The sequence below is a fragment of the Caulobacter sp. NIBR1757 genome (assembly GCF_027912495.1).
Classification (GTDB): Bacteria; Pseudomonadota; Alphaproteobacteria; order Caulobacterales; family Caulobacteraceae; genus Caulobacter.
Genome location: NZ_CP115463.1, coordinates 168,195 through 180,622 on the forward strand (window position 1 = coordinate 168,195; position 12,428 = coordinate 180,622).

The 12,428-nt window shown below is 69.4% G+C and carries 12 protein-coding genes and 1 tRNA gene; 8 read left to right on the forward strand and 5 right to left on the reverse strand.

Going from position 1 to position 12,428, the window contains the following annotated elements; genetic code table 11:
• Position 1: 1 nt before the first annotated feature.
• Both O5I81_RS00825 and O5I81_RS00830 read left to right on the forward strand, forming a co-directional pair.
• A complete protein-coding gene (locus tag O5I81_RS00825; protein WP_271067047.1) occupies positions 2-277 on the forward strand; it encodes a DUF167 family protein in 276 nt (91 codons plus the stop codon).
• Between the two features lie 112 nt (positions 278-389).
• Positions 390-1,331 (forward strand): hypothetical protein, encoded by a 942-nt coding sequence (locus O5I81_RS00830; protein WP_271067048.1) that lies wholly within the window; start codon positions 390-392, stop codon positions 1,329-1,331.
• A gap of 7 nt (positions 1,332-1,338) precedes the next feature.
• Here O5I81_RS00830 and O5I81_RS00835 read toward each other — a convergent pair whose 3' ends face one another.
• The 5 genes from O5I81_RS00835 to O5I81_RS00855 form a co-directional block, all read right to left on the reverse strand.
• Positions 1,339-1,962 carry a YceI family protein gene (locus tag O5I81_RS00835; RefSeq protein WP_271067049.1) on the reverse strand — a complete coding sequence of 208 codons (624 nt, stop codon included), beginning with the start codon at positions 1,960-1,962 and terminating at the stop codon, positions 1,339-1,341.
• Between the two features lie 126 nt (positions 1,963-2,088).
• Positions 2,089-2,164, reverse strand: a tRNA-Thr gene (locus O5I81_RS00840).
• A 31-nt stretch (positions 2,165-2,195) separates the two neighbouring features.
• Positions 2,196-3,716, reverse strand: coding sequence for a heme biosynthesis HemY N-terminal domain-containing protein (locus O5I81_RS00845; protein ID WP_271067050.1), 1,521 nt, complete (start codon positions 3,714-3,716; stop codon positions 2,196-2,198).
• A complete protein-coding gene (locus O5I81_RS00850) occupies positions 3,713-4,585 on the reverse strand; it encodes a hypothetical protein (protein WP_271067051.1) in 873 nt (290 codons plus the stop codon). Before O5I81_RS00850 ends, O5I81_RS00845 begins: the two co-directional genes overlap by 4 nt.
• A gap of 37 nt (positions 4,586-4,622) precedes the next feature.
• Positions 4,623-5,324 carry a uroporphyrinogen-III synthase gene (locus O5I81_RS00855; RefSeq protein WP_271067052.1) on the reverse strand — a complete coding sequence of 234 codons (702 nt, stop codon included), beginning with the start codon at positions 5,322-5,324 and terminating at the stop codon, positions 4,623-4,625.
• 391 nt (positions 5,325-5,715) lie between these two features.
• Here O5I81_RS00855 and O5I81_RS00860 point away from each other — a divergent pair, with 391 nt between their 5' ends.
• The 6 genes from O5I81_RS00860 (at position 5,716) to O5I81_RS00885 (ending at position 12,368) form a co-directional block, all read left to right on the forward strand.
• Positions 5,716-6,060 carry a barstar family protein gene (locus O5I81_RS00860; protein ID WP_271067053.1) on the forward strand — a complete coding sequence of 115 codons (345 nt, stop codon included), beginning with the start codon at positions 5,716-5,718 and terminating at the stop codon, positions 6,058-6,060.
• Positions 6,061-6,209: 149 nt separating this feature from the next.
• Positions 6,210-6,695, forward strand: coding sequence for a surface-adhesin E family protein (locus O5I81_RS00865; RefSeq protein ID WP_271067054.1), 486 nt, complete (start codon positions 6,210-6,212; stop codon positions 6,693-6,695).
• 116 nt (positions 6,696-6,811) lie between these two features.
• Entirely contained in the window at positions 6,812-7,294 is a 483-nt protein-coding gene (locus O5I81_RS00870) for an Sbal_3080 family lipoprotein (RefSeq protein ID WP_271067055.1), read from the forward strand.
• Between the two features lie 133 nt (positions 7,295-7,427).
• Positions 7,428-7,904 (forward strand): hypothetical protein, encoded by a 477-nt coding sequence (locus tag O5I81_RS00875; protein WP_271067056.1) that lies wholly within the window; start codon positions 7,428-7,430, stop codon positions 7,902-7,904.
• 528 nt (positions 7,905-8,432) lie between these two features.
• A complete protein-coding gene (locus O5I81_RS00880; protein ID WP_271067057.1) occupies positions 8,433-9,524 on the forward strand; it encodes an AraC family transcriptional regulator ligand-binding domain-containing protein in 1,092 nt (363 codons plus the stop codon).
• Positions 9,525-9,707: 183 nt separating this feature from the next.
• Positions 9,708-12,368, forward strand: a complete 2,661-nt coding sequence (locus O5I81_RS00885) for a TonB-dependent receptor (protein ID WP_271067058.1) — start codon at positions 9,708-9,710, stop codon at positions 12,366-12,368.
• The last annotated feature ends 60 nt before the right edge of the window (positions 12,369-12,428 follow it).

Consider the following 12,428-nt stretch of genomic DNA (forward strand, 5'->3'; position numbering starts at 1 on the left):
GGTGGAGTCCCGTCTCGCCGTCCGCCTGACGCCGCGCGGCGGCGCCGACCGTATCGACGGCTGGGGCGAGGACGCCCAGGGCCGGCCGCTGCTCAAGGTCAGGGTCAGCGCCCCGCCGGTCGAGGGCGAGGCCAACGCGGCGCTCGAAAAGCTGCTGGCCAAGGCGCTCGGCCTGCCGAAGTCGGCCATCACCGTGGCGGCCGGCCAGACCGCGCGGGTGAAGTCGGTGGCCGTCCGGGGCCTGTCGCCCGAAGACATCCGCGCCCGCCTCGGCTGAGCCTGCGACGGCATGCCTCAGGGCGGAAAAGTCCCCGATGCCCCGTTTTGCGTAACCCGGCGCTGAACACCGTTCGCCAATGGCGCTAGGCTGGCGGCGAGGGGGATGACGTATGGGGCAACAGCCGCCGGCGCGGATGCTGATCCGCAGCTATGCCGACATGACCCTGCGCTATGGCCAGGTCGAGCGCGCGGCCTTCGACGGCGACCCGCTTGACGCCTTCATCTTCAAGACCCTGTTCAGCGCCAACTGCCGGCATCTTCCCTACGCCTCGGCCGAGTCGCGCCTGCTGGCCCTGACCGGTCCGCCGGCCGCCGCCGCCATGGCCGAGCGTCGCGCCCTGCTGCGTCCGGTCAGCATCCATGCGGTGTCCCAGTCGCTCAACCTGCCCTACGAGACCGTCCGGGCCCGGACCCGGGCGATGATGGAGCGGGGTCAGGTGGAGCGGGTCCGCGGCGGCCTGCTGGCCGTGGCCGCCCTGCAGGCCGAGGGGCCCCTGGCCGAGGCCATGCTCGCCACCCACGCCATCATTCTCGACAGCTTCCGGGCGCTAAAGGCTCTTGGATTCGACGTCTCGGCCCACGGCCTGCCAGCCCAGGTCGCCGAACCGCCGCCGCCCGGCCTGGTCGTTCGCATCGTCGCGGACATGAGCAACCGTTACGCCGAACTGCTCAGCCCGACCTTCGGCGGCATCCTGCCCCTGACCATCTGGGGCGGGGCGATGCGGGCCAATGTCCGTGACCTGATGGCCGACCCGGAGACGGCCTGGCGCTATGCCTGCCAGGACGAGCCGCCGCCCGACCATCTGCGCAAGCCGATCAGCGTCCGCGCCCTGTCGGCCGAACTGGGGCTGCCGTTCGAGACCACCCGCCGGCATGTGGCGGCGATGATCGACCGGGGCTGGCTGGCCGCCGTCCCCGGTCAGGGGGTGATCACCCCGGTCTCGGCGCTCGGGGCCGACAGCCTCGGCCACACCAATCTACAGCTGCCTGGCCTCTATGCCCGGATGTTCTGCGACCTGGCCCGGGCGGGATTCGACCTGGGCGCGCTCTAGGCGCCGGTCAGCCGACCTTTTTCAGCTCGGCCTCCAGCTCCAGCGTGACCTCGTCGCCCAGCGCCGGGGCGTAGGCGGTGATGCCGAAGTCGGTGCGCTTGATCTTGGCCTTGCCGGCGAAGCCCAGGCTGTAGGTCTTGTCGACCGGATTGACGCCGCCCTGGTTGAAGGTGGCGGCGACGGTGACCGGGCGGGTGACGCCGTGCAGGGTCAGGTCGCCGGTGATGTCGGCGGTGCTCTTGCCGGTCAGCTTGATGGTGGTGGCCTTGAAGGTGGCGGTCGGGAACTTCGCCGTGTCGAGGAAGTCGGCCGACTTCAGATGGGTGTCGAGCGCCGGGTTCAGGGTGCCGACCGAGCCCGCGTCGATGGTCACATCGAGCCTGGCGTCGGCGGCTTTCTTCGGGTCGAGGCTGACGGTCCCCTCGACCTTGCTGAACTGGCCGACATAGGTCGAGTAGCCGAAGTGGTTGATCGACCAGGTGATCTTGCTGTGGGCCGAATCGAACCTGTAGTCACCGGCCTGGACCTGGGCGGGGTCGCTGCTGAAGGGGCCCTGGGCGACGACGGCCAGCGGCGACAGGACCAGCACGGCGCCGAGACCGGCGATGGCGAAGGGGCGGAAGTTGGACAAGGGGAGGACTCCGGAAAAACGCAGGGAAACCTGGAGATAGGCGCCCGATTTGAAACTACAACTGTTGCAGTTGAAGATTCGGCGAACCAGCGTCGATTTTTCGCGTCCGGGGCGGAAGGGGGAGAATGGTGCCGCTTACAGGACTCGAACCTGTGACCCCCTCATTACGAATGAGGTGCTCTACCAGCTGAGCTAAAGCGGCCTGACAGACGGGTCTGTCTTCTGGAGGGGCGCTATTTAGCCGGGCGCGGGGCGCTTGCCAAGCGGCGGCGTTTGGCGGGCGGTTTTGGCGGGGGCGGTTCGTCGGGGACGCCCTCGTAGAAACCCTCGACGCCGGGGTCGTCCGGGATCGGCAGGGCCATGGCCCCGGTCTCGGCGGCGGCCAGGAAGGGGGTCGATTCGACGTAGGAGACGGGTAGCTCGGGCAGGTCGCTCATCGCCCGCTCGCGGCGCTCCAGGCGCGGGTGGATCAGCTCGCCGGTCTCGGCATAGGTCGAGACCAGCCGGGCCCAGTCGTCGGGCTGGTAGGCGAAGGCCTGGCCCTCGGGGTCGAGGTCGGACCAGTCGGCCTCCTGCGGGGCGGCGGCGCCCCGGGTGATCCAGGCGCGGGCCTCGTCGACAAAGCCGGCGGCGTTGGCGGTGCGGGCGAACAGGCCGGCCAGGCGGGCGGTCAACGGTTCGCTCTGCAGGGCGGCGGCGGCCGTGCGGGCGGCGCCGATCTCGCCGGCGATCAGCGCCTGCTCGACCATCAGGATGCGGCTCTCGCGATCCGTGGGGTTGAGGGCGGCGAGGGCGGCCAGGCGGCGGGCCCGCTCGCGCGGCGTCTCGGTGGTCTTCAGGTCGCGATAGGCCAGCCACAGGGCCGGGTGAGGCCGGCTCTTCCAGGCCGCCTCGATGAAGCCGGTGGCGCGGGCGGCGCGGGTCTCGCCGCTCAGGCGCGCGGCCATCACCGCGCCGGGGGCGAAGTCGGGGGCCAGCTTGGCCGACTGGGCGGCGTAGTCGGAGGCCTGGCGGCGGGCCCGCTCGTCGCCGCCCTCGAGGCTGGCGGCGGAGGCGGCCAGCAGGGCGGCGCGGGCCCGGTCGGCGACGATCGGCGAGACGATCTTGCGCTCCAGGGCGCTCTTGACCAGCTCCAAGGCCCCGGCCCAGTCGCCGGCCTCCAGCCGCGCTTCCAGCACCGCCCGCCAGGCCCAGCGGGCGGTGCGGGCCAGGCCATAGGCGGCCTCGGCGTGGCGCAGGGCGGCGGCCTTGTCGCCCTCGGCCAGGGCGGCGGTCATCAGGCCCTTCTGGCCGGCCAGGCGCATGTCGGGAAAGGCGACCATGGCCCCGTAGGCGCTCTTGGCGGCGGCGATGTCGCCGGCCGCCTCGGCCGCCTGGGCGGTGAGGATGCGGACCAGGGCGGGGCTGTCGTCGGCCAGCTCGCCGGCCTTCAGGGCCAGGCGGCGGGCCTCGCCGCCATCGCCGGCGGCGGCGGCCAGGAAGCCGCGGGCCAGGGCCTCGCCGGCCTCGCGGCGCTTGCGCTCGATGCGGGCCAGCTCGGCCCGGCGGGGGATTTCCAGCAGCCAGATGGCGAGGCGCCACAGCAGGGTGGCGCTCAGGGCCGTGAAGATGACCAGCAGCACGGCCGTCGAGGCGGTCATCTGCACCCGCCAGCCCAGCCAGACCAGATGCGCCTCGCCGGCGTCGCGGGTCAGGGCCATCAGGGCGACGGCCGCCGCGGCCAGCAGGAAGACGACGATGGCGGTGCGGATCACGGGCGCGCGCCCCCCGCTGAAGCCAGATCCGACAGCGCCTGGGCGCGGATGTTGGCCAGGTGCTGGTCGAGGGTGATGCGCTGCTGGGCGCGGGCCTTCCAGGCGGTCATCGCCGTGGCCGCTCCGGGCGGCAGGGCGCGCAGGGTGCTGGAGGCGCCGACCAGGTCGCCCTCGGCGGCCTGGCGTTCGGCCCGGGCCAGGACGGCGTCGGGCGAACTGCCGGTGGTCTCGCCGACCCGGCGGATGCTGACGATGCCGGACAGGGCGAACAGGATGCGGTCGACAACCCCGGCCCCCTCGCCGGGCTCGCGGGCGGCGGTCGAGGCGCGGGCGGCGATGTCGGCGTACTCGGCGGCGAGGGCGGCGCGGCTGGGCACGCCCGTCTCGGCCATCGGCCGCAGGGCGCGCGCGTCCGGCGACAGCGGCAGGATGCGCTCCAGCGCGGCCAGCTCGGCCTCGAAGGGCCGCGAGGTCTGGGCCGCCTCGGCCAGGCCGGCGGCGGCCAGGGCGGCGCCGGCGGCGACCAGGGTGCGCTGCTGGCTGGCCTCGATATTGGCCAGCCGGAGCTCCAGATCCGCATAGTCGGTCGGCACGGTCGCGGTCGGCTCCGTCGGCGGGGCGCCGGCCAGGACCGGGGCGGGGAGGCTGGCCGGCCGGTCGAGCCCGGGCGGGGCGGCGGCGGTCGGCTGCGGCGCGGGCGCGGGTTTGGGCGCCAGCCAGTCGGCGATCTGGCTCCCGGCGAAGCCCAGGGCGACGCAGATCACGCACAGGGCGATGATGGCGACGATGCCGATGCCGCGTCCCCGGGGCCTGGCGAAGGCGGCCGGATCGCGGGGCGGGGTGATGTCGTCGGTGTCTTGCGCGGTCATCGGAGGGGCGAATCGTTCCGGCCAGCCTTGGCGGCTTTCAGAGCAGATTAAGCAGGGAAGTCTCGTTGGGAAACGGGGCGACGGCGATCTTCGCATTTTCCAGGGCGCGAAGCGGGGCGGCGACGGCCTCGGACAGGGCCAGCAGGCGCAAATGCGGGGCGGGATGGGCGGTCAGGGCCCGGGCGAGCAGGGCCGAGGCCCGGGGCGAGTGGGTGAGGACGACGGTGATCTGACGGAGTTTCGACAGGGCCGGGCCGGGATCGACCGGGACGGTGTCGTAGAGGGCGACGGCGCGGGCGGACAGGCCCCGGGCGGTGAGGTCGCCCGTGAGGTCGCCGGCCGGATGCAGGGCCCCGGCATGCAGGATGGGCCCCGGATCGGCGGCGGCGATGAGGCCGGCGAGGGCGGCGACATCGCCGTCGGCCGACCGCACGGTCCCGAAGCCGGCGGCGCGGGCCGCCTCGGCGGTGGCCTCGCCGACGGTGAAGGCCGGCGGGCGGGCGCCGGTCAGGGCGGCGAAGGCGCGAACCCCCTGGGCGCTGGTGAAGGCGACGGCGGCGACGCCGGTCAGGTCGAAGGTCGCGTCCGCCAGGGTCCGGGCCTCGAGCAGCGGCGCGGTCAGCGGCGTCCATCCCATCGCCCGAACCCGGCCGGCCGTCGCCGAGGCGCCGGGCTCGGCGCGGGTGATCCAGACGAGAGGCGAGGGCTTGGGCACGGGCGCAGGCTGGCCGGTCCGCATCCCCCGATCAATCCCCCTTCCACCGGCTTATCGAAGCGGCCCCCCATTATACCCCCTCTGCATTTTTCAAGGTGGCGAAACCGCGGTCTTCCGGTGCGCAAAGCCTTGGGGCGCAAGGGGTTGTCCAGGGGATGGGGGACGGGGATCGGGTGGGGCCCCGGTGGGCCAATGGCGGGGGCGTGGTGGGCGCCGGGTGAGGCGAAGTGGGCCGCGCGGGGGTGCGCCGGCGGGCCGGCGAGCGAGTTTTGCAGCGAAAAGAGCGTCGCGGCGCGCGCCGGGTCGATGAATATGTCTAGACATATTCATCTAGAGGATGTCCGCGGAGGGATGGAGGGTCCGTCCGTTCCTATCCCCTGCGGACAGGCCCCGGCCGCTGCGCTAGCCTCCCGCCATGCAGACCCTCGTCATCCCCGTACCCGCCGACCGCATCACGGACTGGGACAGCTTCCACGCGGTCTTTGCGGATTGCCTGGGCTTCCCGGGCTATTGCGGCGCCAACATGAACGCCTGGATCGATTGCCTGACCTATGCGGACGACGCCGAGGCCGGAATGGTCAGCCGGCCGGTCCCCCGGGGAACGCTCCTGACCCTCCGCATCGACGAGGCCGCCGCCTTCGCCAGGCGCTGCCCGGCGCAGTACGCGGCCCTGGTGGAAGGCGCGGCGTTCGTGAACCATCGGCGGGTGGAGATGGGTCAGCCGCCGGTTCTGGCGCTGCTCATGGTTGGGGCGTTCTGAGGGGGGCGTGGAGCCGGTCAAGACGCAGACCGCACCAGCCAGACCGAGATTTATATAGTGTCCGTGGAATTCCAATGGTCCTTCGGAAACTACGCGAACTAGCCGAAGCGGCGAATGTGTAAACCTGATTTGGGGAAAGAGGGCAGGGGATGAAGCGCGCAATTGCAGGGGTGGCCCTGGTGGCGGGCCTGATGGTGGCCGGATCGGCAGCCGCCGAAAAGTACCGGCTTGTCACCGGCACGGACGATATGGTCGTTTTCATCAACACCGACCGGACCGTTATAGACGGAGATATCCGGACCATCTGGATGACTATCGTTCTGAAGGACGTCCGTGTCGTCGACGGCAAGGATGGCCGCTACAGCATGGAGCGTTGGGACGTCGATTGCCGCAAGAACCGGCAGAGGCGGCAAACCGTGGCGTTGTACACCGATGATAGTGACCTGATCGGGTCTGAATCCATTGACGGGGTTTGGAAAGACATGCTTCCGGACAGTCTCGGGGATGCAGTCACCAAGGGGGCATGCCTGCCGATGCCATCGACCAAAGTCCTTTACGATGTCGATACGGCTAGATTGCTGACTTTCAGCAAACGATTTTTCATACTTGGCGACCTAGCGGACCAGCCAGAGTGACCAACAAGGCGACTTGTCGCTCACAAGTTAGATCGTTCTATTCCCCGACGGGCGGGTCTTCATCGACAAATAGAAGGCCCCGGCCCGCTACCTGATCCGTTAGCTCGGGGGACACAATGAGCACCTACGCATCAAAAGCCTTTCTTCGAACGGCCGCGGTCGTAGCTGCCGTTCTGGTCTGCGGCGCCTGGACGAAGGTAGACAGCAAACCGATAGACGCCTCGATCTACGCCATCACCACGGTCTGCATCGAGGAAAACACAGAGGTCAAAATCACGGACCTGACGTCTCTCATCCATGAGGGTTTTGAACGTCACGGAATTGCGACCGAAATCTACGACAAGCTGCCGGACAGTTGTGATTTCTACGCCAAATACACGGCAACCCGCCGCTGGGATTTCGTGGCGTTCCTTAGCGATGCACGCATCGCGGTCTACCATCGCGGCAAACTCATCGGCTTTGCCGAGCGGGTCGGAACGCGAGGCGTCTTCGGCGGAGGCGGGGCCAGCCCTGACAAATGGGCATCCACGAAGTCCAAGATCGACCCGCTTATGGACCGTCTATTGGAAGGCTTTCCCAAACAGGGTGTCAGCAACTAGCGGCGCCTGCGATACCATTAGCGGGCAGACGTGACTTGGGGATGCGGACCGAGAGTGAAGGTCCGCATCCGACCCATAGCGGACCTTGCTCATTCGCCGTAGCCTGAGAGCAACGATTAAGTGAGGGCGGCCCGTGCCAGAGAACCCGCTGCAAACTATTGTCCGAGATTGGCTCCCCGAGATCGACTTTGGCGTTATGAGCCACGGCTTCGCACCGCACGGCCGAGACTACAATTTCATTATTGAGGCCGGGGGTACATACGAGCTGACGCTCACCCACGTGGTCGATCTACACGTCGAGACGCGAGTTCCTGACGAGGTGTGGCCCTTGTCATGGGATGACGTACTAACCGATTATCCCGCGTGGGAGGCGGCGGGCCATCCAGAGGGATATGTTTGGGGCAACAACTGGTCTCTCGCCTATCCAGGACTGGATGCGCCGGACGAACACCAGTCGGCTCAGCATTGGTCGAAGCGCTTGAGGAAGCCGATGTTTGCGGCGTCTATAGAGACCGATCGGTTCAGGCTCTCTGCAGTCTTCCATAACGCCCGCAGTAGAAAACTTTCCGATCAGGCACCGACTATCGGCAAGGTTCTGATCCCGCTGTGACTATGGCGGCGATCAAGTGACCGCTTCCCACCCGTAGCCGTCACTACAAGCATCCGCTTCGGTAGGCGCCCTCGCCGCGGTCTTCACCGTCTCAGGGAGCTTCGAGGGCTCTACACTCCGATCAAGACCATCCTCGCTTCCAAGTGCGTCTGTGACGAAACCCACAACCAAACCCCGCCGTGCCTTGCAGGTCCGCACCCCAGCCAGCGGCGCCCTACGAAATGGGTCCCGGCGTTCGCCGGGAGGAGCGGGTGGGAGGGGGCTGGAGGTGGGCCTGGGCGGGCAGCGGGATGGCGGCGGCCTCGCGCCGGGGCAGGTGATCGCGGGGCGCCCGGATCGCCTTGGGGGTGTTGGCGAGCCGATGCAGCGGCGCCGGGACCCGGCCGTCGCGGCTTGAGCGTCTGGCCTGTCCCGGGAAATCACCCGTGAGGTTTGGCGGCTGGTGTTCGGGGCGCGGGCGGGGGAGGTTGCGTGACGGGCGGCGGCGGCCTCAGTTATGGGGACGAGTCGCGCGGAAATCTTGGCGGTATGGACGGAAGAGCTCTTAACGAAGGCGGCCTGGACGGCGAGGCGGTGCAGCGGCTGCTGCAGGGCGCCGTGCTCAAAGGGCGCGATCCCCTGGCCATCCTGCGGGACGCGGGGATCGAGGCGTCGGTCTACGGCAATGCCCAGGCCTCCATCGACGGGCCGGCGCTGGTCAGGCTGGCGCGGCAGATCCAGATCGCGCTCGACGATGTCTACTTCGGCTTCCTCGGGCAGGGATGCCGGCTGGCGCTGGAAACCGAGCGGCTGTTGTCCTTCCTGCACTGCGGCACCTTTGGCGAGGCGCTACGGGTCAGCATCCGCTTCACCGACGCGATGTCGGCCGATGTCGGGCCCTGGATCGCCGAGGAGCACGGGGCCGGGTTGCAGCATATCTGCAAGTATCAGACGATCCCCGGGGTGGACCGCGACATCCTGGTCTGGATCCGGTTCGTCTGGATCTACCACCTGTTCAGCTGGCTGATCGGCCGGCCGCTGGCGCTGCGCGGCATCCTGGTGCGAGGCCCGCGGCCGGTGCAGGCCAACGGCTTCGACCGGTTCGCGCTGTTCCGCTGTCCGATCACCTACAACGCGCCGGTCGACGCCCTCTGCTACAGCTGGAGCGATCTGGCGGTGCGCCTCGTGCACAGCTCGATCACGGAATACAACGACTACTATGCGAGCGCCCCGGACTGGTTCGCCTCGCCCGATAGCGCCCTGAGCTGGCGGGAGCAGGCCCAGCAGGTGCTCATCGAGCTGCAGCGGGCGGGCATGTGGTCGGCGCCGATCGAGGTGGTCGCCGCCCGGCTGCGGACGCGGCCGCGGCGCCTGCGCCAGGGGCTGGCCTCGGAGGGCGAGAGCTTCCAGGACATCCGCACGCGGCTCCGGGGCGAGCTGGCCGGCGCCTATCTGCTGGCCAGCGACATGCCGATCTCGACGATCGGCGATACGCTGGGATTCAGTGAGCCCGGCGGCTTCTCGCGCCAGTTCCTGGCCTGGGCCGGCATGACGCCGTCGGCCTACCGGGCCCTGCATCTGGCCGACCCGGCGAAGATCGCCGCGGCCACGGCGCTGTTGAACGAGCGGCGCGGGGCCTGACGGCGGCTGGCCGACCGCCGGTCACTTTCGCCAAATTTCTTTGTCACTCCTGCCATGGCGTTTCCCCGGGCGGATGCCACCGTGCGGCATGCCCGGAGGTTGGCGACAGCCTCCGGATCGACCGCAGCCTTCAAAGAGCGCGGCGCATCAACGAGCGACAAACGGCCTTAGGGGAGGACCGACGTGACAGGATCCAGCAGGTTTACGAAATCCATCGCGCTTGGCGGCGCATCGCTGCTCGCCATCATGCTTCTGGCGGCGGCGGCGCCCGCCCTGGCCCAGGCGCCGGCGGCGCCGGACGGCGAGAGCCCGGACAGCGGGGCCGACGTCGAGGAAATCATCGTCACCGGGACCAGCATCCGGGGTGTTCCGCCGACGGGATCGAACCTCATCAGCGTGACGCGCGACGACATCGAAATGCTCGGCGGCGCCAATACGCCGGACCTCACCTCGACCATTCCGCAGCTCAGCAGCTTCAACACCGCGCCGACGACCAGCGCCGGCACCGGGCCTGGCCTCGGCTCCTTCGCGCCGGCCCTGCGGGGCCTGCCGGCCAACGCCACCCTGCCGCTGATGAACGGCCACCGGCTGGTCAGCGCCGCGGTGCAGGTGACCAACCCCGACTACCCGCTGATCCCCAACCTGGCGGTCGAGCGGATCGAGGTGGTCGCCGACGGCGCCTCGTCGATCTACGGCTCGGACGCGGTGGCCGGGGTGGTGAACTTCATCACCCGGCGCAAGGTCGAGGGCGTCGAGGTCTCGGCCAGCTATGGCGCGGGCGAGGACTATTCCGCCGGCCACGTCTCGGGTCTCGTCGGCGAGGACTGGGGCTCGGGCTCCATCCTGGCGGCCTATCAGTACACCGAGAACAGCAACCTGCTGGCCGGCGACCGCGACTATCGCATCACCGATTTCAGGCCCTATGGCGGGATCGATTCCCGCTCGGTGGCCTGTCCGTCGCCGACCGTCTATCCCAACCCGACCTACACCGCCCCCTACCAGGCGCCGACCTTCACGGCCGGGGCCAACCGCTGCGACAGCGGGGCGCTCAACGACCTGCTGCCAAGCTCGGCCATCCACGCCCTGTTCGTGTCGGGCCGGCAGGAGCTGGGCGACAGGACCACCCTCTGGGCCGATGTCCTGTATTCGGACCGCCATGACGAGTACCAGGTCGCCGCGCCGGCGCTGTCGGTCGGCATGCTGTCGCCGGTGTTCGGCGGCAACCCCTTCTTCAAGGGGCCTCCGGGCGCCTTCTACGAGCTCATCTCGTTCCGCGCCGACAACCTGATCGGGTCGGACCATCTGACGAACACCAACGACAAGTCGGCCGTCAATTCGTCCTTCGGCATCGACGTCAAGCTGCCCCGGGAGCTGAACCTCAGCGTCTACGGCACGGTCGACTGGGCCATGAACGACAGCTACGTGCCGGGGCTCAGCCAGGCGGCGCTGGACGCCGCGGCGGCGGGCACCACGACGGCGACGGCGCTGGATCCGTTCGGCACCGGCACCGCTCCGGCGGTGGTCGCGGCCATCCTCGACTATCCCACCCATGCCAGCGAGGAGCAGCGGGTCAATGTCGCCGCGGCGAAGCTGGACGGGCCGCTGTTCGACCTGCCGGGCGGGCCGCTGAAGTTCGCCGTGGGGGCCGAGTACCGGTTCGAGTCCTTCGAGCAGCGCGGCTACATCGGCACGCCGGCCAACGATATCCCGGAGAACATGGACCGCACCGTTCTGTCGCTCTACGGCGAGGTCTTCGTCCCCATCGTCGGCCCGGGCAACACCCTGCCGATGGTCAAGGGGCTCGCGCTGTCGCTGTCCGGCCGGTACGACGACTACAGCGACTTCGGGACCACCACCAACCCCAAGGTCGGCGTCTACTGGCAGCTGGTCGACGGTCTGTCCGTGCGCGGCTCCTACGGCACCTCGTTCCGGGCCCCGGGCTTGCGCCAGATCGGCGCGACCGTCGGCGCCTACTATCTGAGCGCCCCCAACTCGGCCACCTACGCCAACGACCCGACGCGGGGCGCGGCCCAGGTCGAGACCATCTACCTGCTGGGCGGCAACACGAACCTGCAGCCGGAAGAGGCCACGACCTGGTCGGCCGGCATCGACGTCAATCCGACCTTCCTGCCGAACCTGCGGGCCAGCCTGACCTACTACAAGCTCGAATACACCGACGTGATCGGCACGCCGTCGGTGCCCTATGTGTTCCAGGACCCGACCTTCGACTCGATCGTCTATCGCGGCAATCCGGCAAGCCCGGCCTTCCAGGACCTGCTGGCGATCGCCACGCCGGTGAACCTGCCGGCCAGCTTCGGCACGGACGCCAACCTGCTCGACCTGCGCAACAACAACTTCGGCGTCCGCGAGACCGACGGCCTGGACTTCGACGTCAACTACTACTGGACGACCGGCTTCGGCTCGGTGTTCGCCGACCTGGCGGGGAACTACATCCTCAACTTCGACACCCGGATTTCGCCGGCCTCGCCGGTCACCAACAGCCTGGACCTCGGCCTGGCGCGCTGGACGGCGCGGGCGACGCTGGCCGCCCAGGCCGGTCCGGTGTCGCTGGCGGGTTTCGTCAACTATCGGGACGGGGTGAAGAGCCTCTACACGACGCCGACCGGGGTGAGTTCCTACCGGGCTGACTCCTACGTCACGGTCGATCTGCGGGCGTCCTGGACGCTGCCCGACACCGGCTGGACCAGGGGCGCCGTGGTGGCCGTGCAGGTCAACGACCTGTTCGACGCCGACCCGCCGTTCTTCCCGGCGACCGACGGCGTCGGCGGCTCCTACAACCCGATCGGCCGCTTCATCGGCCTCAACCTGCGCAAGACCTTCTGATCCGGACCCCGGCGGGCGCAGGCCGTTCCTCGCCGGGGCTCCCGCCACAGGCTTGCCGCG

Excerpts from the sequence above, each read along its gene's own strand:
- O5I81_RS00830 (WP_271067048.1), top strand. The coding sequence starts at position 390 with ATGGGGCAACAGCCGCCGGCGCGGATGCTGATCCGCAGCTATGCCGAC.
- O5I81_RS00850 (WP_271067051.1), bottom strand. The coding sequence starts at position 4,585 with ATGACCGCGCAAGACACCGACGACATCACCCCGCCCCGCGATCCGGCC.
- O5I81_RS00855 (WP_271067052.1), bottom strand. The coding sequence starts at position 5,324 with ATGCGGACCGGCCAGCCTGCGCCCGTGCCCAAGCCCTCGCCTCTCGTC.
- O5I81_RS00860 (WP_271067053.1), top strand. The coding sequence starts at position 5,716 with ATGCAGACCCTCGTCATCCCCGTACCCGCCGACCGCATCACGGACTGG.
- O5I81_RS00865 (WP_271067054.1), top strand. The coding sequence starts at position 6,210 with ATGAAGCGCGCAATTGCAGGGGTGGCCCTGGTGGCGGGCCTGATGGTG.
- O5I81_RS00870 (WP_271067055.1), top strand. The coding sequence starts at position 6,812 with ATGAGCACCTACGCATCAAAAGCCTTTCTTCGAACGGCCGCGGTCGTA.
- O5I81_RS00880 (WP_271067057.1), top strand. The coding sequence starts at position 8,433 with ATGGACGGAAGAGCTCTTAACGAAGGCGGCCTGGACGGCGAGGCGGTG.